Below are 20,487 nucleotides of genomic sequence, written 5' to 3'. Positions count from 1 at the left end.
CTCGTCGTATCCGCGATCCGCGCCGGTCAGGACTTGCCGGACTCCAGCGCTTCCGCCATCTCGACGAGCCGCTCGTACGGCGCCGTACCCGTCACGACCGTCGTCGCTCCGTCGGCGGTGCGCACCAGTGCGTCGTACTTCGGCCCCTCCCAGCGCTGCCACGCCTCGCCGCCCACGCGCGCGGTCTTCCCGGTGTCCTTGGCGTCGTGCGTGACCTCGGCGATGTACTTCGCCGCCGGGTCCGTCGACTGCTCCACGGCCACGTACTCACGGTCGGGGTCGAGGAAACCGAGATGCCAGGAGTTACCGTCCAGCCGCGCGTACGACACCGACGTCGGCTTCCATGTCTCCGGAAGGCCCTCGGGCGCCACCACCGGATACGGCGCGGCGCGCTGCGCCGTCGTCAACTCGACCCGGTAGTCCACCGCCTTGAGCGGATCCGCGTCCTCGTCGTGCGGGTTGGCGATGTAGACCACCCCCGCAACGGCGACGATGACTCCCATCGACAGGAACATGTCCCGCACCGTCTGTTGTCTGCTTCGCGTACCTGCCACCCCTCCATGGTCGCATCCGGGGTTCACGCTCATACGTGGGCCCCTCTGCTCATTTTGTCGACGTACCGATAGAGTCGCAGCACCCTCATTTCCGGCCGTCGCCGTACAGAAAGGTGCGTTCCGATGACCGAGCATCAACTCCCGTCCCCGCTGGAGGTCTCTCCCGAGGCCCCCGACCGCAACCTCGCCCTTGAGCTGGTACGAGTCACCGAGGCCGCCGCCATGGCGGCCGGCCGCTGGGTCGGCCGCGGCGACAAGATCGGCGCGGACGGCGCGGCTGTGAACGCCATGCGCACGCTGGTCTCGACCGTCTCGATGAACGGCATCGTCGTCATCGGCGAGGGCGAGAAGGACGAAGCCCCGATGCTGTTCAACGGCGAGCGGGTCGGCGACGGCACCGGCGCCGAGGTCGACATCGCCGTGGACCCGATCGACGGCACCACGCTGAACGCCAAGGGCATGCCCAACGCCATCGCCGTGCTCGCGGCGGCCGACCGCGGGACCATGTTCGACCCGTCGGCGGTCTTCTACATGGACAAGCTGGTGACCGGGCCCGAGGCCGCCGACTTCGTCGACATCAACGCCCCCGTCTCGGTCAACATCCGCCGCGTCGCCAAGGCCAAGCGCTCGTCCCCCGAGGACGTCACAGTGGTCATCCTCGACCGCCCCCGCCACGACGACATCGTCAAGGAGATCCGCGAGACGGGCGCGCGGATCAAGTTCATCTCGGACGGCGACGTGGCCGGCTCGATCATGGCCGTACGCGAGGGCACGGGCGTCGACCTGCTGATGGGCATCGGCGGCACCCCCGAGGGCATCATCTCGGCGTGCGCGATCAAGTGCCTCGGCGGCATCATCCAGGGCAAGCTCTGGCCGAAGGACGCCGCCGAACGGCAGCGGGCGCTCGACGCCGGGCACGACCTGGACCGGGTGCTGTCGACGAACGACCTGGTCAGCGGCGACAACGTGTTCTTCGTCGCGACGGGCATCACGGACGGCGAGTTGCTGCGCGGGGTGCGGTACCGCTCGGAGACCGCGACCACCCAGTCCATGGTGACGCGCTCCAAGTCCGGCACGATCCGGCAGATCGACTCGACGCACCGGCTGTCGAAGCTGCGCGCGTACAGCACGATCGACTTCGACCGCGCGAAGTAGCGACGCGTGCGCGGATCAGTGACGACCGCGCGGAGCAGCGACGCGTGAAACCGGGGCGCCCCTCATGTGCGGCAGGGGCGCCCCGGTCACAACCGGTCGAGTGGGACGGGCGGTCAGCCGGCCGCGGCGATCCGGCCCGTGGCCGACGCCGCGTTGCGCAGCTCCACCTCACGCCGTCTGCGGCGCGCGAGGACCACACGGCGCTCGGCGGCGGTCAGGCCGCCCCACACCCCGTACGGCTCGGGCTGGAGCAGCGCGTGTTCCCGGCAGTCGACCAGCACCGGACAGCGGGCGCAGACCCGCTTGGCGGCCTCCTCGCGGGCCAGCCTCGCGGCCGTCGGCTCCTTGGACGGGGCGAAGAACAACCCGGCTTCGTCGCGGCGGCACACCGCCTCTGAATGCCAGGGTCCGGCCTGATCCTCCCGAGCGGGACTCCGCTGGGTTGGTACGGCGGCGACCTGCAGGGGCTGATGCGGCAATGGCAGCACGGTCCACTCCTGACGACGGCTTCGCGAGCGAGAGACGATGCAGCAGTCCCTACCCGCTGTGCGCACGCCTAAGCACTGAGTGGCACTGAGATGCGACCTGCGGAACCGCGTACGGAAGCCGTACGGGATGACGGACACCCGGCCGCGCACGGGCCCCGGGCCACCCCGGCCTCACCTCGAACTCACGCCCAACTCGCTCCGCCCGTGCCCCAATCGGAACCCGAAACGGAACTGATCGGCCGCCCGGAGAGCGGGATTCAGTGGCCCAGGTGCTTGCGCAGCCGCCTGCTGAGGTCCGCGATGAACTTGCCGCGCTTCGGCTTGGCCTCGATGCTGGCGAAGACCGAGTAGCCGTTGACGATCACGACCGGGGCATCCGGCTGTGTGCCCTCCAACGTGGTGACCTCGAAGTTGCCGAAGATGCCGGTGCCGCCGCCGCGCAGGGAGATGTTCTCCGGGACCCGTACCTCGATGGAGCCGAAGATGGCGGTCGCGTTGATCACGGTCGTCCGCTGGCCGAAGATCGCCTCGGTCAGATCGATCTCGATGTTGCCGAAGAGTGCGAAGGCGTTCGTACGGCGGTCCACCCGCCAACGGCCCTTGCGGGTCGAGCTGCTGAAGATCGCGATCATCGTCTCGGCGGGCTCGGTCTCGCCGTCCGGGCCGTACGCGTACGGCGACCCGGCCGGCTGTCCGCCGGGGGTCGTCGCCGGCAAGTCCTTGACCAGCGGCTCCAGTTCACCCATGGTCTTGGCGCGGTAGACGGCGTCGATCCGCTCGGAGTGCTCCTCGGCATCCAGGCGACCGAGCGCCAGGGCTTCCCTGAGGATGTCGGCGATCCGGTCCCGGTCGGCGTCGGAGGCCCGGATACCGGCGGCGGGCTCCGCCGGCGCGACCGGCTTCTGGGAGTGCTTTTCGAGGTCCACCGCACCAGAGTAGCGAAACGCGATAGATCGCGACTAGGGGGACTCGGCGGGGCTTCGCGGAGCACGACGCCGGAATTCCCGCCTCCCGAATCGCCGCCTCCTGAATCCCCGCCTCCCGAACCGCTGCCTGCCTCCTGCCCGCCACCCGTCCGCTTCCTGTCCGCCTCCTACTGAGTCTCACCTCACCCGAACCACCCCCGCGCCACGTCTTACGCTGAGAGGTGCGCTGCCCGACGAAGGTCAGCCGCCGTCTGTCGAGTGAGGAATGGCCGAAATGCCAGAGTTTGCGTACTCCGATCTGCTCCCTCTGGGAGAGGACACCACGCCGTACCGCCTGGTGACCGCCGACGGCGTCTCCACCTTCGAGGCCGACGGCCGTACCTTCCTCAAGGTCGCCCCCGAGGCGCTGCGCACGCTGGCCGCCGAGGCGATGCACGACATCTCGCACTATCTGCGCCCGGCCCACCTCGCCCAGCTGCGCAGGATCATCGACGACCCGGACGCGTCGTCGAACGACAAGTTCGTGGCACTCGACCTCCTCAAGAACGCCAACATCGCCGCCGCCGGCGTGCTCCCCATGTGCCAGGACACCGGCACGGCGATCGTGATGGGCAAGCGCGGACAGCACGTCCTTACGGAGGGCGGCGACGAGGCGGCCCTGTCGCACGGCATCTACGACGCGTACACCAAGCTCAACCTGCGCTACTCGCAGATGGCCCCGCTGACCATGTGGGAGGAGAAGAACACCGGCTCGAACCTGCCCGCGCAGATCGAGCTGTACGCGACGGACGGCGGCGCGTACAAGTTCCTCTTCATGGCCAAGGGCGGCGGCTCGGCCAACAAGTCGTTCCTCTACCAGGAGACGAAGGCCGTCCTGAACGAGACCTCCATGATGAAGTTCCTGGAGGAGAAGATCCGTTCACTCGGTACGGCCGCCTGTCCCCCGTACCACCTGGCGATCGTCGTCGGCGGCACGTCCGCCGAGTTCGCGCTCAAAACCGCGAAGTACGCCTCCGCGCACTACCTCGACGAGCTGCCCGCCGAGGGCTCCCCCGCCGGTCACGGTTTCCGTGACAAGGAGCTGGAGGAGAAGGTCTTCGAGCTGACGCAGAAGATCGGCATCGGCGCGCAGTTCGGCGGCAAGTACTTCTGCCACGACGTGCGTGTCGTACGGCTCCCCCGGCACGGCGCCTCGCTGCCGGTCGCCATCGCCGTGTCCTGCTCGGCGGACCGCCAGGCGGTCGCGAAGATCACCGCCGAGGGTGTCTTCCTGGAGCAGCTGGAGACCGACCCGGCGCGCTTCCTGCCCGACACCACGGACGAGCATCTGGACCGGAGCGGCGAGAGCGACGCCGTACAGATCGACCTCGGCCGTCCCATGGACGACATCCTGGCCGAGCTGACCAGGCACCCCGTCAAGACCCGGCTCTCGCTGACCGGCACGCTCGTCGTGGCGCGCGACATCGCGCACGCCAAGATCAAGGAGCGGCTGGACGCGGGCGAGGAGATGCCGCAGTACCTGAAGGACCACCCGGTGTACTACGCCGGGCCCGCCAAGACGCCCGAGGGCTACGCCTCCGGGTCGTTCGGTCCGACGACGGCGGGGCGGATGGACAGCTACGTGGAGCAGTTCCAGGCGGCGGGCGGCTCGAAGGTCATGCTCGCCAAGGGCAACCGCTCGAAGCAGGTGACCGACGCCTGCGGCTCGCACGGCGGCTTCTACCTCGGCTCGATCGGCGGCCCGGCGGCGCGGCTCGCGCAGGACTGCATCAGGAAGGTCGAGGTCCTGGAGTACGAGGAGCTGGGCATGGAGGCGGTCTGGAAGATCGAGGTCGAGGACTTCCCCGCGTTCATCGTCGTGGACGACAAGGGCAACGACTTCTTCACCGAGCCCGCGCCGGCGCCGACGTTCACCAGCATTCCGGTGCGGGGTCCCGGCCTCGCGTAAGCGACGGAGGACCGGCGGAGGCCGCCACGCGGGCCGGAGCACCCGCGTGACGGCCTCCTGTGGGTCTGTGGATCAGACGAACCGCTGGTTCGCCGACCCGTCGCAGTTCTGCAGCCGCAGCGGGTCCTGCGCCGACGCCAGCGTCAGGCAGAGCGTGCCCGCCGACGCCGGACGGATGGTGCCCGCCTCACGTACGAACTTCTGGTTCGCGCCGCCGTGGCAGTCCCACAGGGTGACCGCGGTGCCCGCGCGGTACGTGCCGGACGGCACGTCCAGGCAGCGGTCGTGGCTCAGCTCGCTGTGCAGCGACCGGGCTCCGGCGCCCGCGCTCGTGTCGTACCACCAGCCCTGGTTACGGCCGTCGTTGCAGCCGTAGCCGGTGACCTTGGAGCCGTTGCGGGTCTTCGACGCGGTCACGTCGACGCACGTGCCCGTCCCCTCGTTCTTCAGTGGCTGAAAAGCGTCGTCCCAGCTGCCCGGCTGGAGAACGGGCCGCCCCGTACTCGCGGGGTCGGCGCAACTCGCCTCGCTCAGCCCCGAGTCGTACAGCTGGGTCAGGCACGACGCAAAGGCGACATGCCCGGCGGCGTTCGGATGGAAGGACTGCCGGAGCGAGTTCTCGCTCGGCGGGAAGGTCCCGAGGTCGATGAAGAGCCCCCGCGCCCAGTCGTCGTCCGTACACACCTCATGGCCGTGGAAGAGGCGCGAGTTGTCGAGATACACCGCGCCGGAGTTCGTGGCGGCCTTCCGCACACCGCTCTGGAAGGCGGGGACGGCGCCGTTACGGGCCCAGTCGGCGTCCTCGTCGTAGCCGGTGCAGCCGCCGGGGATCTTGCCCGGGAAGTTCGGGTTGTCGGCGTAGTCGGGGGTGAGCGGACCCGGGTAGCCCATCACCACCAGCTTGTAGTCGCCGTCGGCGTAACCCGCGCCGCGCATGACGCCCCGCAGGTCGGCCACGGTCGACTCGATCTTGGGTACGAGTCCGTCGACCCGCGCCTGCCAGCCGGACCGGTACTTGTTGACGCACGGCCCCTGAAGGGTGAACCAGCGGAGCACGCAGTCGGTGATCACCGGACCGAACTGGAGATCGTCGTTCGCGCCCGCCACCAGCAGCACCATCTTGATCCTGGTGTTGCGGGCCTTGATGGCGAGGCTGTCGCTCTGGACGAGTTCGTCGGCGAACTGCGGGGTGCCGCCGACCCGGACGTTGACGGTCGAGGCGCCCGAGCAGGAGACGTTGTACGTGACGTCGGCCGCGATCCCGGTGCGGTGGATCGCCGAGTCGGGTGAACGGTGGCACCAGTTGTCGGGCCCGTTCGTGCCCGGCTCGTACGTGCCGACGCCCTCACCGGAGATCTCGCTGTCGCCGAGCGAGATCAGCCCGGTCTTGCGCTGGTCCAGGGGGCGCTCGGCGGGGGCGCCGTAGAGGCGGGTGGCCTCGGCCGCGCGGATCTCCTCCAGGGCGGGCGGCAGCGGGGTGGACGCGCGGACGGAGGCGGGCGCGCCGGTGGGGGCTGACGCCTGGGCCGTGGGGGTAAGTGCGACGAGTCCGCCGACAACGGTCGCGAATGCGGCGAGCGTGGCGACGGTACTTCGGAGCGTGGGTCTCGTACGTTGCATGGCCTCCCCGATCTCAGTGTTACCAAGGGTTTTTACTGGCGGGTAAGGGACTTGGGAACACTCCGAACAAGACAATTGCTCAACTTCTGCAGGAGGTACGACCACGATGACGAGCGACGCGAGCACACCCGGGAACACCCCGACCACCGGCGCGACCACTGGCGCGGGTTACCGCACCGAGCACGACTCCATGGGCGAGATCCAGGTCCCCCTCGACGCCAAATGGCGCGCCCAGACCCAACGGGCCGTACAGAACTTCCCCATCTCGGGCCGGCCCATCGAACGCGCCCATATCGAGGCCCTGGCCCGTATCAAGGCCGCCGCCGCGACCGTCAACGCCGAACTCGGCGTGGTGGACCGGGACATCGCCGAGGCGGTACGGAGCGCGGCGGCCGAGGTCGCCGAGGGGCGCTGGGACGCGCACTTCCCGGTGGACGTCTTCCAGACCGGCTCGGGCACCTCGTCCAACATGAACGCCAACGAGGTCATCGCCACCCTCGCCACCGAGCGCCTGGGCGGCGACGTGCACCCGAACGACCACGTCAACGCCTCGCAGAGCTCCAACGACGTGTTCCCGTCCAGCATCCACATCGCCGCGACGGCCGCCGTCACCGCCGATCTGATCCCGGCGCTCGACCATCTCGCCGCCTCGCTGGAACGCAAGGCCGAGGAGTTCGCGGAGGTCGTGAAGTCGGGCCGTACGCATCTGATGGACGCCACGCCCGTCACGCTGGGCCAGGAGTTCGGCGGTTACGCCGCGGCCGTCCGGTACGGGATCGAGCGGCTGGAGTCGGCCCTCCCCCGACTGGCCGAGCTGCCCCTGGGCGGTACGGCGGTGGGCACCGGCATCAACACCCCGCCCGGCTTCTCGGCCGCCGTCATCGCGGAGGTGGCCCGCACGACGGGGCTGCCGCTGACCGAGGCCAGGAACCACTTCGAGGCGCAGGGCGCGCGCGACGGGCTCGTGGAGACCTCGGGCCAGCTCCGTACCGTCGCCGTCTCGCTCACGAAGATCTGCAACGACCTGCGCTGGATGGCGTCGGGACCGCGCACCGGGCTGGCCGAGATCAATCTGCCCGATCTCCAGCCCGGCTCGTCGATCATGCCGGGCAAGGTCAACCCGGTGATCCCGGAGGCCGTCCTCATGGTCGCCGCCCAGGTGACGGGCAACGACGCGACCGTCGCCACGGCCGGCGCCGCGGGGAACTTCGAGCTGAACGTGATGCTGCCGGTGATCGCCAGGAACCTCCTGGAGTCCGTACGGCTGCTCGCCAACGTGTCCCGGCTGCTGGCGGACCGCACCGTCGATGGCATCACGGCGAACGTGGAACGGGCCCGGCTGTACGCGGAGTCGTCCCCCTCCGTCGTCACCCCGCTGAACAAGTACATCGGTTACGAGGAGGCGGCGAAGGTCGCCAAGAAGTCGCTGGCCGAGCGGCGGACGATCCGCGAGGTGGTGCTGGAGTCCGGCTACGTGGAGCGCGGCGATCTGACGGTGGAGCAGTTGGACGAGGCGCTGGACGTCCTACGGATGACGCGTCCGTGATCGGGACCGACAAGATCGAGCCGTCCGGGCGCACCTCACAGCGCCCGCGGGGCCCCGGCTCTAAGATCTGCGCATGACAGGTGCGGACGGCATTCGACACTGGGACCGGGGCGAGCGGATTCTCTGGCGCTACCGGGACAACGGCTCGCCGCATGTCCACATCTGCCGCCCGGTGACCGTCGTCCAGGACACCGACGAGCTGCTCGCCGTATGGATGGCGCCGGGTACCGAGTGCGTCAAGCCGGTGCTCGCCGACGGCTCGCCCGTGCACCACGAACCGCTCGCCACCCGGTACACCGCGCCGCGCACCACCGCCCGTGCCCACTGGGAGGGCACCGGCGTGCTGAAGCTGGCCAGGCCCGACGAGCCGTGGTCGGTCTGGCTGTTCTGGGAGCAGGGCTGGGAGTTCCGCAGCTGGTACGTCAACTTGGAGGAGCCGCGGCTGCGCTGGGCGGGCGGCATCGACTCCGAGGACCACTTCCTCGACATCTCGGTGTACCCGGACCGCAGCTGGCTCTGGCGGGACGAGGACGAGTTCGCCGAGGCCCAGCGGGTCGGGCTGCTGGACGCCGGTCAGGCGCTGCGCGTCCGGGAGGCCGGGAAGGCGGCGGTCGAGATGATCAGGGCGTGGGGCGCGCCGTTCTCCGACGGCTGGGAGAACTGGCGGCCCGATCCGCGGTGGTCGGTGCCCGAGCTGCCGGCGGGCTGGGACCGGGCACCCGAACCGGCAAAGGTCCGGACCAGATGAGGCAGAGAGTGCAGGTGGTCCGACGTACCTGGTGATCGCCGGGGCGGGTTCGCCGACGTCGTGAGACCCTTGATGCGCCCCTGGGGTTCAAACGTAGGATCGTCCTCCGCAAGGCCGCGCCCGACCAACGCGCGGGCGGGGCAACGGAGCTGACCTAGAGTCATATCGCTGGACCAGCAAGGGACCATCGAGCCGCACGACGTACGACGCACGCGAGAACGATTCGCACGACGAACGAGCCGCAGACAGCCGCAGGACAGCCGTACATCAGCCGCTGGACATCGACGAGGGGGTGGAGCCGTGCAGGACGCCTGCCGCCGTGGCATCCGCGCTCTCGGGGCCCTTGAAGGGCGTTTCCGGCGCAAGGTCCCGATGTCCGGCTGCGAAGGCCCCTGCGGCCACAGACCCGGGACACCCTGGACGAGGGTGGCATCGCCAGTCGAATCGGTTGTCTCGCACCACCGGCCCGGACGGACGGAATCCCACGCGTGACGGAGCATCCCACCTCCCATGAAGGCCGGCAGCCCGTGGCTGCCCGGTCCCAGGAACGCACCCGGCCACGGCAGGAGGCGGCGGCTGCCGCCGTACCGCAGCCGTCGGTGCCCTCGGTCCCCGCGCCCGCGTCCGCGCAGGCCACGGTGGGGTCGGCCACGCCCCCGCAGGACCCGGTGGGCGCCGCGCGGCGCGAGGGCGACCGGCTGCGCTTCGTAGGGGCCGCCACCCGTCGTATCGCACGGGGCATCGACCTGGACGAGATCGTGCTCGGTCTGTGCAGGGCTACCGTCCCGACCTTCTCCGACGCGATACTCGTCTACCTCCGCGACCCGCTGCCCGTCGGCGACGAGCGGCCGGTCTCACCCTTCGTACTGAGGTTGCGCCGTACGGACCGGCTGCGGCTCACCGACGAGGACGGCGAGAGCGCGGGCACGGCCGGTACGGGTATCCAGCTGCCGGAGTCCGAGGCCGGCCGGGTGCCGGTCCTGGACCCGCAGACCGACGTGATGCCCGCCGCGCAGTTGTGCGAGGTGGCGTCCGGCGGCGCGCTCTCCGAGGTCCTGCGCGGCGTCCGGCCGGTCTTCGGCGACTCCGCCGCCGCCCGCGCGGCGCTGCCCGAGCTGCTCGGCGGCGAGATGGCCGTTCCCGGCGGCCGGCGCGCGATCCTGGCCCCGCTGCGCGGCAGGCGGCGCGTCATCGGCGCCGCCGTCTTCCTGAGGAGGCCCGACCGCCCCGCGTTCGAGCCCAACGACCTGCTGGTGGCCGCGCAGCTCGCGACGCACACCGCGCTCGGCATCGACAAGGCGGTGCTGTACGGCCGCGAGGCGTACATCGCGGACGAGCTCCAGCGCACGATGCTCCCGGAGGGGCTGCCGCAGCCCACGGGCGTCCGGCTCGCCTCCCGCTATCTGCCCGCCGCCGAGACCGCCCGGGTCGGCGGTGACTGGTACGACGCGATCCCGCTGCCCGGCAGCCGCGTCGCCCTGGTCGTCGGTGACGTCATGGGTCACTCCATGACATCGGCGGCGATCATGGGCCAGCTGCGGACGACGGCGCAGACGCTGGCCGGTCTCGATCTGCCGCCGCAGGAGGTCCTGCACCACCTCGACGAGCAGGCGCAGCGGCTGGGTACCGACCGGATGGCCACCTGCCTGTACGCGGTGTACGACCCGGTCTCGCACCGCATCACCATCGCCAACGCCGGCCATCCGCCGCCCATACTGCTGCATCTGGGCGGCCGGGCCGAGGTGCTGCGGGTGCCGCCCGGTGCCCCGATCGGCGTCGGCGGGGTCGACTTCGAGGCCGTCGAGCTGGACGCGCCGGCCGGTGCCACGCTGCTCCTCTACACGGACGGCCTCGTGGAGTCCCGGCTGCGTGACGTGTGGACGGGCATCGAGCAGCTGCGGGAGCGCCTCGCCGCGACGGCGCAGCTCACCGGCCCCGACCACTCGCCTCCTTTGGAGGCGCTCTGCGACGACGTGCTGGACGTGCTCGGCCCCGGCGACCGTGACGACGACATCGCGCTGCTGGCCGCGCGCTTCGACGGGATCGCGCCGAGCGATGTCGCCTACTGGTTCCTGGAGCCGGAGGACGCGGCGCCGGGACGGGCCAGACGGCTCGCCAGACGCGCGCTCTCACGCTGGGGCCTGGAGGAGCTGAGCGACTCCGTCGAGCTGCTGATCAGCGAGGTCGTGACCAACGCCGTCCGGTACGCGGAGCGGCCCGTCACGCTGCGGCTGCTGCGGACCGACGTCCTGCGCTGCGAGGTCGGCGACGACTCGCCGCAGCTGCCCCGCCAGCGCCGGGCGCGCGACACGGACGAGGGCGGCCGGGGACTGTTCCTGGTCAACCGGCTGGCCCGGCGGTGGGGCGCGACGCGGCTGTCCACCGGCAAGGTCGTCTGGTTCGAGATCTCGACCCGCCCGTAGGCCGGGTCCGGGGCGCGTCGAGGGCGCGTCCGGGGCCCGGCCCCGGGCTCGCTCCCGGCCTCGGTCCCGGCCTCGGTCCCGGTCGCCGTACAAATGTTGCCGACGGTGTGTCGGCGGGTTTCACTGGGGCAGGCGGTCGATACGACCGCTGTTGTCCCGTGGCGCGTGATTCCGGTCGCGGGAACCCCCTATCGACGGGAGGCCGCTCGTGACCGAGTCGACGCCCAAGGCCCCGTACACGACCAACAACGCCGGTATCCCGGTGGAGAGCGACGAGAACTCGCTCTCCGTCGGGCCCGACGGTCCGATCCTGCTCCAGGACCACTACCTCATCGAGAAGATGGCCCAGTTCAACCGCGAACGGGTCCCCGAGAGGGTGGTCCACGCCAAGGGCTCGGGCGCGTACGGCGTCTTCGAAGTGACCAACGACGTCAGTCAGTTCACCAAGGCCGACCTCTTCCAGCCGGGCAAGCGCACCGAGATGCTGGCCCGCTTCTCGACGGTCGCCGGTGAGTTCGGCTCCCCCGACACCTGGCGCGACCCGCGCGGTTTCGCCCTGAAGTTCTATACGGAGCAGGGCAATTACGACCTGGTGGGCAACAACACGCCCGTCTTCTTCGTACGCGACACGATCAAGTTCCAGGACTTCATCCGCTCGCAGAAGCGCCACCCGGCCACCGGGCTGCGCAGCAACGACATGCAGTGGGACTTCTGGACCCTGTCGCCCGAGTCCGCGCACCAGGTGACCTGGCTGATGGGCGACCGGGGCATCCCGAAGTCCTTCCGCCATATGAACGGCTACGGCTCGCACACCTACATGTGGGTGAACGGCGCCGGTGAGCGGTTCTGGGTGAAGTACCACTTCAAGACGGACCAGGGCATCGACTACCTCAGCCAGGCGGACGCCGACGAGATGGCGGGCACCGACGCGGACCACCACCGCCGGGACCTGTACGAGTCGATCGAGTCGGGGAACGCGCCGACCTGGAGCCTGAAGGTCCAGATCATGCCGTTCGACGAGGCGGCCGACTACCGTTTCAACCCGTTCGACCTGACGAAGGTGTGGCCGCACGGCGACTACCCGCTGATCGACGTCGGCCGGATGACGCTGAACAGGAACCCGGACAATTTCTTCATCCATATCGAGCAGGCCGCCTTCGAGCCGTCGAACATGGTTCCGGGCATCGGCCCCTCGCCGGACAAGATGCTGCTCGGCCGGCTGTTCTCGTACCCGGACACGCACCGGTACCGGATCGGCCCGAACTACGCCCAGCTGCCGCCCAACCGGCCGCACTCGCCGGTCAACTCGTACGCCAAGGACGGCCCGATGCGGTACGTCGCGTCGAACGCGGCGATGCCGTACGCCCCGAACTCCTACGGCGGCCCCGCCGCCGACACCGAGCGCTACGGCGACCCGGCGGGCTGGGCGGCGGCGGGCGAGATGGTCCGCGAGGCGTACACGAAGCGGCGCGAGGACGACGACTGGGGCCAGGCGGGCACCCAGGTCCGCAACGTGCTCGACGACGCGCAGCGCGACCGGCTGGTGTCGAACGTCTCCGGTCATCTACTCCAGGGCGTGAGCCGGCCGGTCCTCGACCGGGCGCTCCAGTACTGGCGCAACATCGACAAGAACGTCGGCGACCGGATCGCCGCGAAGGTCAACGGCGGTTGACCGCGTAGCGCGAACGAGAACGACAACGGAACGAGAACGGAATGACAACGGCCGCCCGGTCTCCCGGGCGGCCGTTTCGCTGCGCCGTGCGTCGCTCAGTCGGTGAAGCCGGGTGGCCGCTGGCCACCGCCGCCACCGTCGGCGCCGCCCGCGGAGCCCGTACCGCCGGTGTCGGCGCCTCCGTCCGTGCCGCCGCCGGTGTCGCCACCGCCGCCTCCGGAGTCGTCACCCGGCTCCGGGGGCGGAGCGGGCGGCTCGGTCGTCGCCGGAGGATCGGTCTCCGGCGGGTCGGTCTCCGATTCGCTCGGGTCCGGCTCGTCGGGCGGCGGCGTCGTCGGATCCTGGGTCTCCGGCGGCTCCGTGGAGGGCGGCGGCGTCGAGGGCTTGGGCGGACGGTAGGTGTCCTCGGCGACTTCGAGGTCGAACGAGGCGTCGGAGCCGCCGCCCAGCGCGCCCAGGGTGTAGTCGGCCCAGATCCTGGCGGGGAAGCCGCCACCGTTGGCGCGGCCGGAGTTGGCCGTGCCGGTGAGGGTGACCTGGCCGCCGCCCTCGGCCGTGGACTCGCCGAACAGGGCGACGACGGTGGCGAGTTCGGGCGTGTAACCGGCGAACCAGGCGGACTTGTTGTTCTCCGAGGTGCCGGTCTTGGCCGCCGCCTCGTACGCGTCGGTGTTCGCCTCGTGCGCCGAACCGTTCTTGACGACACCGGTGAGGGCCGAGGTGACGGTGTCGGCGGACTCGCGGCTGATCGCCTGGTCGCCGATCCGCTCGGGCAGTTCGACCGTACGGTCCTTGTGCTCGGCGGACTTCAGGATCGACGGCGTGACCTTCTCACCGTGGTTGTCGAGCGTCGCGTACACGCCCGCCATGTCCCAGGTGGAGGCCTGCATCGTGCCCAGCGTGATCGCGGGCCGCTCGGGGAAGTCCTTGTCCCGCATGCCCAGATCGAGCGCGGTCTTCTTGACCTTGTCCGGGCCGACATCGACGACCATCTGCGCGAAGACCGAGTTGACGGAGTCGTTGGCCGCCTCCTGGACGGTGATGTCGCCGTAGTCGACGTCGTCCTCGTTCTGCGGCGAGAAGGGGGTGTCGCTGCCGACGACCTTGCGCTTGCTGGTGCCGTCGTAGATCGTCTTGAGCCCGATCTTGTCGCCGTCCTGCGTCTTCGACTCGTTCTCCAGCGCCGAGACGAGCACGATCGGCTTGAAGGTCGACGCGGGCTGGTAGTCGGTGCGCGTGGCGTTGTTGATCCAGTGCTCGGTGGCACCGACCCCGCCGTAGAGCGCGACCACCGCGCCGGTCTTCGGGTCCACGGACGTGGCGCCCGCCTGCACGGTCGCGTCGACCTTGTTCTTCTTGCGGTCGAGCTTGGACTCCAGCTGCTTCTCGACCGCGCCGACGAGTTCCTTCTGCCGCTTCTTGTCGACGCTCAGCGTGACCGTCCAGCCGCCGGCGTCGATTTCCTCCTTGCTGACACCCTGCCGCTCCAGCTCACTGTTCGCCGCCTCGACGAGATAGCCGGCCTGCCCCTCCGCGCCGGGGGCGGGCTTGGGCTTCTGCGGTACGGGGAACTTCAGCCCCTCGCGCTCGGCGCCGTCCAGCCAGTTCTCCTCGACCATGTTGTCGAGAACGTAGTTCCAGCGTTCCGTGACGAGCTTCTTGCCGGTGTCCGTGGCCTGGGCCCAGTCGTACTGGTTGGGGGCCTGGAGCAGCGCGGACAGATACGCGCCCTGCGCGACGTTCAGCTTGGCCGCGTCCACGCCGTAGTACGCCTGGGCCGCCGCCTGGATGCCGTACGCGCCCCGCCCGTAGTAGCTGGTGTTCATGTAACCGGCGAGGATCTCGCTCTTGGTCATCTGCCGGTCGACCTTCAGCGAGATCACCAGCTCCTTGAGCTTGCGGGTGACCGTCTGGTCCTGGTCGAGGTAGTAGTTCTTCACGTACTGCTGGGTGATGGTCGAACCACCCTGCTTGCCCTTGCCCGAGACGGTGTTCATCAGACCGCGGGTCGTGCCCTTGATGTCCACGCCGGAGTCCTTGTAGAAGGACTTGTTCTCGGCGGCCACGAAGGCCCGCTGGACGTCCTTCGGGACCTTCTCCAGGCCGACTATCTCGCGGTTGATCTCGCCGGTCCGCGCCAGGACCGTGCCGTCGCTGTACTTGTAGACGTTGCTCTGCATCTCGGCCTGCGCGTTGGCCGTCGGCACCGGGACCAGGAAATACATCACGACGAACGCGCCCATGCCGAGCAGGCACAGCCCGAGGAACGTACCGAGCAGCTTCTTCAGCGTGAAGAAGCCACGTATGCCGCCGGTCTTCTTCGCCCGGCGCGCTCCACGCTGCCGGGCCTGTCGCGCTTCCGCTCGGCCCATCGCTCAGTCGCTCCGCTCTCGGGTTCTCGGGTCTCGCCTCGCCGGGCCTCGTCCACTTGTCTCAGTTGCCGGAATCAGCTCAGAAAGCTAACACCGTCCCCTGTGACAAAGGACCTCGATCCGGTCGTATCCGACGTGACAATCAGCACCTGTCTCAGAGGAACCGACTCACGAAAGGCGCAGAGGGTTGCGAAGCGCGTTAATGTGTAATCACAATGCTAGCTGTGCCGACAGGCGCGACAGCACGAGGAACGGGGACCAGCCATGCCCAAGACCAGCACTCCAGTGGTGGACGACCTGCCGGAGATGCCCGCCCCACGGGTCCGGGAATTCCAGGCGAGCAGTATCGGCGGCGGCCTGGCGCTGCTGCTCGGGCTGATCGGCCTGATCGGTGGGGTCGCCCTCGTCGTGACCGGCGCGGCCCTCTCCTCGACCGGCGCGAAGGCCGTGCTGATCGTGATCGGCGTCCTGCTCGCGATCGGCGCGTTCTTCGCGATGTGCGGGCTGAACATGGTGGCGCCGGGCGAGGCCCGCGTCGTCCAGCTGTTCGGGCGCTACCGCGGCACCATCCGCATCGACGGCCTGCGCTGGGTGAACCCGCTCACCTCACGCGCGAAGATCTCGACCCGCGTACGGAACCACGAGACCGCCGTCCTCAAGGTCAACGACGCCTACGGCAACCCGATCGAGCTGGCGGCGGTCGTCGTCTGGCGGGTCGAGGACACCGCGCAGGCGCTCTTCGAGGTGGACGACTTCCTGGAGTTCGTCTCCACCCAGACCGAGGCCGCCGTCCGGCACATCGCGATCGAGTATCCGTACGACGCCCACGAGGAGGACGGCCTCTCGCTGCGCGGCAACGCCGAGGAGATCACCGAGAAGCTCGCCGTCGAACTGCACGCCCGGGTCGAGGCGGCCGGTGTGCACATCATCGAGTCTCGCTTCACCCACCTCGCGTACGCTCCGGAGATCGCCTCGGCGATGCTCCAGCGCCAGCAGGCCGGCGCGGTCGTGGCGGCGCGCCGACTGATCGTGGACGGCGCCGTCGGGATGGTCGAGGCCGCCCTCGCCCGGCTCCAGGAACAGGACATCGTCGAGCTGGACTCCGAGCGGAAGGCCGCGATGGTCAGCAACCTCCTGGTCGTGCTCTGCGGTGACCGGGCCGCACAGCCGGTCGTGAACACGGGCACGCTCTACCAGTGACGGAGCGGAAGCAGGTTCTCCTGCGCCTGGACCCGGCGGTGTACGACGCCCTGGCACGGTGGGCGTCCGACGAACTGCGCAGCGCCAACGCGCAGATCGAGTTCCTGCTCCGCCGGGCCCTGGCGGAGCAGGGGCGGCTCCCGGGCAACGCGAGGCCGATCCCGCGCAGGGGCAGACCGCCGAAGGGGCCGAACTCCCCGAACCCGCCGGAACAGCCCGCGCGACCCGCGCAACCCGCACCCCTGGACCGGCGGGGCCCGGACGACGCGCACGACACCTCGGACGACGAACCCCGAGAGGACCACGACTCCTAGGGCTTTCTTTCGGATCTTGCCGTGTTGGCGAGCATCAAGGCGGCGGCAGACACTCCGAAGATCCCGGTTGCCGGATTCACATATCCGGGCACGACCGCCTGGAATGTCTGCCCGCCGGTGACGCGGCACTTGAAACGCAAGGGCATGAATTGATACTCGTATCCCTCGACGAGTTCGGCCCGCTCCGGCCCCAACGCCTCTTCACACGCCCGGGCTTGGTTGCTCTCGTCCAGCAGCACGAGGTGGAGCACACCCCAGGTGTACATTCCGATCGCGCAGGCCCAGGTCAGGGCGACAGCACCCTTGACGACGGTGTGCGTGGTCCGCCTGTTGCCGGTGCGGAGCAGCAGCACCACCCCGCGGACGACGAGCCACGGCGTCGCGACGACGCCGGCCAGGCTCAACAGAAGCACAAGGCGTATATAGAGGTCGTTCGAAGCGTCGATCATGGGACAGAGCCTGTCAGGAGTTTCGGGAGATCGAGCTGTACTTCTCCATGATCTGGCACAGCGCCATACGCTGATCGATTCGCCCTTTTCATCCCCTTGGGTGTGAAGTGGAGTACTCGTATGTCGCTACGGCCACGTCCGTTCGATCAGTAGGAGAGCCCCATGTCACTCGACGCGCTGAAGGCCGCCGTTCCCGACTACGCCCGGGACCTGCGCCGCAATCTCGACGCGGTCGTCGAGCACGGCGGACTCTCCCAACAGCGCCTGTGGGGAACGGTGCTGGTCTGCGCGATCGCCGCGCGCTCGGCGCGCGTGCTGCGTGAGCTGGCACCCGAGGCCAGGGCCCGGCTCTCCCCCGACGCGTACACGACGGCCAAGTCGGCCGCCGCCCTCATGGCGGTGAACAACGTGTTCCACCGGACCCGGCATCTGCTGTCCGACCCCGCGTACGGAGAGCTGCGTACGGGTCTGCGGATGACGGCCGTCGGTCATCCCGGCGTCACGAAGGCCGACTTCGAGTTCTGGTCGTTCGCGGTCTCCGCGATCAACGCCTGCGGGCTCTGCCTCGACGCGCACGAACGCGCGCTCAGCAGGCTGGAGGTGGACCGCGAGACGATCCAGGAGGGCATCAAGATCGCGGCCGTGATCCAGGCCCTCGCCACGACGCTCGACGCCGAGGCCGTCATGGCCGGTCTCGCCGACGACTGAGTCCTGGCGCCCGCCCAGTCCTTCTCGCCTGGGTCAGTCCTTCTTCTTGAGCTGGTCCATCAACGCCAGCATGTCCTCGACCATGGCCGGTTCCAGCCCGCCCAGATGCAGGACTTCCTGCTGGTCGATGTCGTAGTCCGGGCTCAGCGGGTCCGTGTCGTCGTAGTCGACGACCTGGCCGACGGAGAGCGAGAGCACCGCCTGTCCGTCGAGGACCTCCAGCGCCGGGTTCTCCCCGCTGGACTGGCTCACCAGATACGCGCGCTCCCCCACGTCGGGGACGAGCTTCAGGATCTCTTCCCCCGACCCCTGGTCGACCGGGTTGATCAGGGACGCGTCGAACTGCGGCCCCGGATCGGTCTTCTTGTGCAGCGTGTACGTGATCTCGGCGTACGCCCGTACGGTCGGCCCCGGGTGCCCCTTGGCCCCCGGCGCCCGCTTCGGAACGAGATTGACCGTGCAGACGGCCTGGTCGAGCGCCTTGTCCTCGCCCGTCGCCGCGAACGGATCCCGCTTGCCGCCGATGGCGGCGGTCAGCGCCGACAGATCGGCGTCCAGGCACAGATTGCGGCTGACCCGGTAGCCCTGGAGGTCCGGTCCCGCCCTGTTGTACGCCCACAGACCGCCCGCCCACACGGCCGACGTCACCAGCACACCGGTCAGTCCCCACACCCACGGGCGCTGCCGCAGCGGTACCCCCCGTATCAGGGGCCGGCCGTCGGCATCCATGGTCTCCGGCTCGTGCTCCGGCCCGTCCTCACCGGCCGGTCCCGGAGCCGCCTCCGCTCCCGCGACTCCCGGGCGCCCCGCGCCTCTCGGCCCCGGCACCGGCGCCGAGATCTCACCCTCCAGCTCCGGTTCGGAGATCATTCCTGCCCGCTCCGGGGCTCGGTCGGTGGCACGTCCGAGCCCGGCGCGGCCGGACCGGTGGTGGGGGGAGCCGGGGACGCGGGTGTGGCCGCCGGGGCGGGCGTCGGAGCGGGCGTCGGAGCGATGTCGAGCGCCGTCGCGCCGTGCGGCCCGGGGCCGCCGCGCATCGCCTGCTCCTGGCTGTACGCGCGGAGGTAGCCGACGACGGTGTTCGTGACGGCGACCAGCGGCACCGCGACGACCGCTCCGCCGATACCGGCGACGAGTCCGCCCGTCGCGACGGCGAGCACGACGGCCAGCGGATGCACGCGTACCGCACGCCCGAGGATGAAGGGCTGCAGGATGTGGCCCTCGATCTGCTGGACGGCGAGGACGACGATCAGCACCATCAGCGCCGTGAACACGTCCTGGGTGACCAGCGAGACGACCACGGCGAGCGCGCCCGAGATCACCGCGCCGACGAGCGGGATGAACGCGCCGAGGAAGATGAAGACGGCCAGCGGCACCGCGAGGGGGACATCGAGGAAATAGAGCCCGAGCCCGATGAAGACCGCGTCGATCAGCGCGACTATCAGGGTGCCGCGCACATACGCCGTGAGCGTGCGCCAGGCGCGCGGTCCGGCCCCGGCGAGGCCCGGACGCGCCGCCGCGGGCGCCAGCTTGAGCGACCACTGCCAGATCCGCTTCCCGTCGTACAGCAGGAAGAGGGTGGAGAACACGGCGAGCAGGATCCCCGTCAGCAGCTCGACCACCACGGTCACGCCCTGGATGCCGGCGGAGGTGATCTCCTCGGTGTTGGTGCCGATGGCGTCGCTGAGGCTCTTCGCGAGGTCGCTGATCTGCTGCTCGGTCACATGGAAGGGGCTGTTGAGCAGCCAGCGCTTCAACTCCTCGATGCCGTCGGTCACCCGGTCGGAGAGCACATCGATGTTCTCGACGACCTGCCACACCACGAACCAGCCGATGAGGCCCATGATGACGAATCCGGCGAAAGCAGTCACCGCGGTGGCGAGTCCGCGCGGCAGGCCCCACTTCTTGAGCCTGGCGACCGTGGGCTGAAGGAGCGCGGTGACGAGCATCGCGCCGACGAAGGCCATCACCACGAGCTGTACGGCGCTGATGATCTTCATCAACACCCAGAGCATGCCCGCCAGTACGAGCAGCCGCCAGGCGGCCTCGGCGGCGACCCGCATGCCCCACGGAATCGCGGCCGCGGGCTCCGGCTTGGCCGCGACGCTGGGCGCGTAGTCCGGCGGCGCCGGGACACTGTCCCGTACGGTCCCGTTCCCCGGCACGTCGTCCGCCGTGGCCTCCGCCCGGCGTTCCCCCAACCGCTCGCCCAGCTGGGTCAGTTCGGCTCCGACCCGGCCGAGCCACCCCGGCAGTTTCGACATGCTTTGATCCTTCTTCCCCGGCCCCGGTGTCGTACTGCCTGACGGTACACGCGCAAAGCCCCTCCCGTAGGACGGGGAGGGGCTTCACAAGGTTGAGCGC

Annotated in this window: 17 protein-coding genes; 9 read left to right on the top strand and 8 right to left on the bottom strand. The window is 69.8% G+C overall.

Annotation, left to right across the window (positions count from 1 at the left end; genetic code table 11):
* Positions 1–26 precede the first annotated feature (26 nt).
* Positions 27–587, bottom strand: a complete 561-nt coding sequence (locus tag ACFT9I_RS20155; RefSeq protein ID WP_382565994.1) for a DUF4245 domain-containing protein — start codon at positions 585–587, stop codon at positions 27–29.
* Between the two features lie 90 nt (positions 588–677).
* On the opposite strand from ACFT9I_RS20155, the gene glpX reads away from it, so the two are divergent.
* Positions 678–1,709, top strand: coding sequence for a class II fructose-bisphosphatase (gene glpX, locus ACFT9I_RS20150; protein WP_382565992.1), 1,032 nt, complete (start codon positions 678–680; stop codon positions 1,707–1,709).
* Between the two features lie 113 nt (positions 1,710–1,822).
* Here the strand turns inward: glpX and ACFT9I_RS20145 are convergent, their stop codons facing one another.
* On the bottom strand, positions 1,823–2,197 hold the full coding sequence (locus ACFT9I_RS20145) for a WhiB family transcriptional regulator (RefSeq protein ID WP_031229762.1): 375 nt from the start codon (positions 2,195–2,197) through the stop codon (positions 1,823–1,825).
* Positions 2,198–2,454: 257 nt separating this feature from the next.
* Entirely contained in the window at positions 2,455–3,123 is a 669-nt protein-coding gene (locus ACFT9I_RS20140; RefSeq protein ID WP_382565990.1) for a DUF1707 domain-containing protein, read from the bottom strand.
* Positions 3,124–3,388: 265 nt separating this feature from the next.
* On the opposite strand from ACFT9I_RS20140, the gene ACFT9I_RS20135 reads away from it, so the two are divergent.
* On the top strand, positions 3,389–5,071 hold the full coding sequence (locus tag ACFT9I_RS20135) for a fumarate hydratase (RefSeq protein ID WP_382565988.1): 1,683 nt from the start codon (positions 3,389–3,391) through the stop codon (positions 5,069–5,071).
* 72 nt (positions 5,072–5,143) lie between these two features.
* On the opposite strand, the gene ACFT9I_RS20130 is transcribed toward ACFT9I_RS20135, so the two are convergent.
* Positions 5,144–6,691 carry a ricin-type beta-trefoil lectin domain protein gene (locus tag ACFT9I_RS20130; protein ID WP_382565986.1) on the bottom strand — a complete coding sequence of 516 codons (1,548 nt, stop codon included), beginning with the start codon at positions 6,689–6,691 and terminating at the stop codon, positions 5,144–5,146.
* Positions 6,692–6,797: 106 nt separating this feature from the next.
* Here ACFT9I_RS20130 and ACFT9I_RS20125 point away from each other — a divergent pair, with 106 nt between their 5' ends.
* The 4 genes from ACFT9I_RS20125 (at position 6,798) to ACFT9I_RS20110 (ending at position 13,080) form a co-directional block, all read left to right on the top strand.
* Entirely contained in the window at positions 6,798–8,237 is a 1,440-nt protein-coding gene (locus tag ACFT9I_RS20125) for a class II fumarate hydratase (protein WP_382565984.1), read from the top strand.
* Between the two features lie 73 nt (positions 8,238–8,310).
* Positions 8,311–8,985: a DUF402 domain-containing protein gene (locus ACFT9I_RS20120; RefSeq protein WP_382565983.1), complete on the top strand. Its 675-nt coding sequence runs from the start codon at positions 8,311–8,313 to the stop codon at positions 8,983–8,985.
* A gap of 488 nt (positions 8,986–9,473) precedes the next feature.
* A complete protein-coding gene (locus ACFT9I_RS20115) occupies positions 9,474–11,408 on the top strand; it encodes a SpoIIE family protein phosphatase (RefSeq protein WP_382565981.1) in 1,935 nt (644 codons plus the stop codon).
* Positions 11,409–11,616: 208 nt separating this feature from the next.
* The gene (locus ACFT9I_RS20110; RefSeq protein WP_382565980.1) at positions 11,617–13,080 is read left to right on the top strand and encodes a catalase; all 1,464 of its coding nucleotides are present in this window, start codon (positions 11,617–11,619) and stop codon (positions 13,078–13,080) included.
* Between the two features lie 95 nt (positions 13,081–13,175).
* Here the strand turns inward: ACFT9I_RS20110 and ACFT9I_RS20105 are convergent, their stop codons facing one another.
* A complete protein-coding gene (locus ACFT9I_RS20105; protein WP_382565978.1) occupies positions 13,176–15,452 on the bottom strand; it encodes a transglycosylase domain-containing protein in 2,277 nt (758 codons plus the stop codon).
* A 264-nt stretch (positions 15,453–15,716) separates the two neighbouring features.
* Here ACFT9I_RS20105 and ACFT9I_RS20100 point away from each other — a divergent pair, with 264 nt between their 5' ends.
* Positions 15,717–16,652 carry an SPFH domain-containing protein gene (locus ACFT9I_RS20100; RefSeq protein WP_382565976.1) on the top strand — a complete coding sequence of 312 codons (936 nt, stop codon included), beginning with the start codon at positions 15,717–15,719 and terminating at the stop codon, positions 16,650–16,652.
* Positions 16,649–16,966, top strand: coding sequence for a hypothetical protein (locus tag ACFT9I_RS20095; protein ID WP_382565975.1), 318 nt, complete (start codon positions 16,649–16,651; stop codon positions 16,964–16,966). Before ACFT9I_RS20100 ends, ACFT9I_RS20095 begins: the two co-directional genes overlap by 4 nt.
* Here ACFT9I_RS20095 and ACFT9I_RS20090 read toward each other — a convergent pair.
* Positions 16,963–17,415 (bottom strand): hypothetical protein, encoded by a 453-nt coding sequence (locus ACFT9I_RS20090; protein ID WP_382565973.1) that lies wholly within the window; start codon positions 17,413–17,415, stop codon positions 16,963–16,965. The two genes, ACFT9I_RS20095 and ACFT9I_RS20090, sit on opposite strands and share 4 nt — an antisense overlap.
* 162 nt (positions 17,416–17,577) lie before the next feature.
* On the opposite strand from ACFT9I_RS20090, the gene ACFT9I_RS20085 reads away from it, so the two are divergent.
* Positions 17,578–18,123, top strand: coding sequence for a carboxymuconolactone decarboxylase family protein (locus tag ACFT9I_RS20085; RefSeq protein ID WP_382565971.1), 546 nt, complete (start codon positions 17,578–17,580; stop codon positions 18,121–18,123).
* A 33-nt stretch (positions 18,124–18,156) separates the two neighbouring features.
* Here the strand turns inward: ACFT9I_RS20085 and ACFT9I_RS20080 are convergent, their stop codons facing one another.
* Both ACFT9I_RS20080 and ACFT9I_RS20075 read right to left on the bottom strand, forming a co-directional pair.
* Positions 18,157–18,993 (bottom strand): hypothetical protein, encoded by an 837-nt coding sequence (locus tag ACFT9I_RS20080; protein WP_382565969.1) that lies wholly within the window; start codon positions 18,991–18,993, stop codon positions 18,157–18,159.
* On the bottom strand, positions 18,990–20,387 hold the full coding sequence (locus ACFT9I_RS20075; protein ID WP_382565967.1) for an AI-2E family transporter: 1,398 nt from the start codon (positions 20,385–20,387) through the stop codon (positions 18,990–18,992). The genes ACFT9I_RS20080 and ACFT9I_RS20075 overlap by 4 nt, the downstream gene beginning before the upstream one ends.
* Between the last annotated feature and the right edge of the window lie 100 nt (positions 20,388–20,487).

Source organism: Streptomyces sp. NPDC057137, from assembly GCF_042670825.1.
Classification (GTDB): Bacteria; Actinomycetota; Actinomycetes; order Streptomycetales; family Streptomycetaceae; genus Streptomyces.
Note: the sequence above shows the minus strand (reverse complement) of the source record. Positions and strands in the feature narration are given on the sequence as shown.

Excerpts from the sequence above, each read along its gene's own strand:
- ACFT9I_RS20155 (WP_382565994.1), bottom strand. The coding sequence starts at position 587 with ATGAGCGTGAACCCCGGATGCGACCATGGAGGGGTGGCAGGTACGCGA.
- glpX (WP_382565992.1), top strand. The coding sequence starts at position 678 with ATGACCGAGCATCAACTCCCGTCCCCGCTGGAGGTCTCTCCCGAGGCC.
- ACFT9I_RS20135 (WP_382565988.1), top strand. The coding sequence starts at position 3,389 with ATGGCCGAAATGCCAGAGTTTGCGTACTCCGATCTGCTCCCTCTGGGA.
- ACFT9I_RS20130 (WP_382565986.1), bottom strand. The coding sequence starts at position 6,691 with ATGCAACGTACGAGACCCACGCTCCGAAGTACCGTCGCCACGCTCGCC.
- ACFT9I_RS20125 (WP_382565984.1), top strand. The coding sequence starts at position 6,798 with ATGACGAGCGACGCGAGCACACCCGGGAACACCCCGACCACCGGCGCG.
- ACFT9I_RS20120 (WP_382565983.1), top strand. The coding sequence starts at position 8,311 with ATGACAGGTGCGGACGGCATTCGACACTGGGACCGGGGCGAGCGGATT.
- ACFT9I_RS20105 (WP_382565978.1), bottom strand. The coding sequence starts at position 15,452 with ATGGGCCGAGCGGAAGCGCGACAGGCCCGGCAGCGTGGAGCGCGCCGG.
- ACFT9I_RS20100 (WP_382565976.1), top strand. The coding sequence starts at position 15,717 with ATGCCCAAGACCAGCACTCCAGTGGTGGACGACCTGCCGGAGATGCCC.
- ACFT9I_RS20090 (WP_382565973.1), bottom strand. The coding sequence starts at position 17,415 with ATGATCGACGCTTCGAACGACCTCTATATACGCCTTGTGCTTCTGTTG.
- ACFT9I_RS20085 (WP_382565971.1), top strand. The coding sequence starts at position 17,578 with ATGTCACTCGACGCGCTGAAGGCCGCCGTTCCCGACTACGCCCGGGAC.
- ACFT9I_RS20080 (WP_382565969.1), bottom strand. The coding sequence starts at position 18,993 with ATGATCTCCGAACCGGAGCTGGAGGGTGAGATCTCGGCGCCGGTGCCG.
- ACFT9I_RS20075 (WP_382565967.1), bottom strand. The coding sequence starts at position 20,387 with ATGTCGAAACTGCCGGGGTGGCTCGGCCGGGTCGGAGCCGAACTGACC.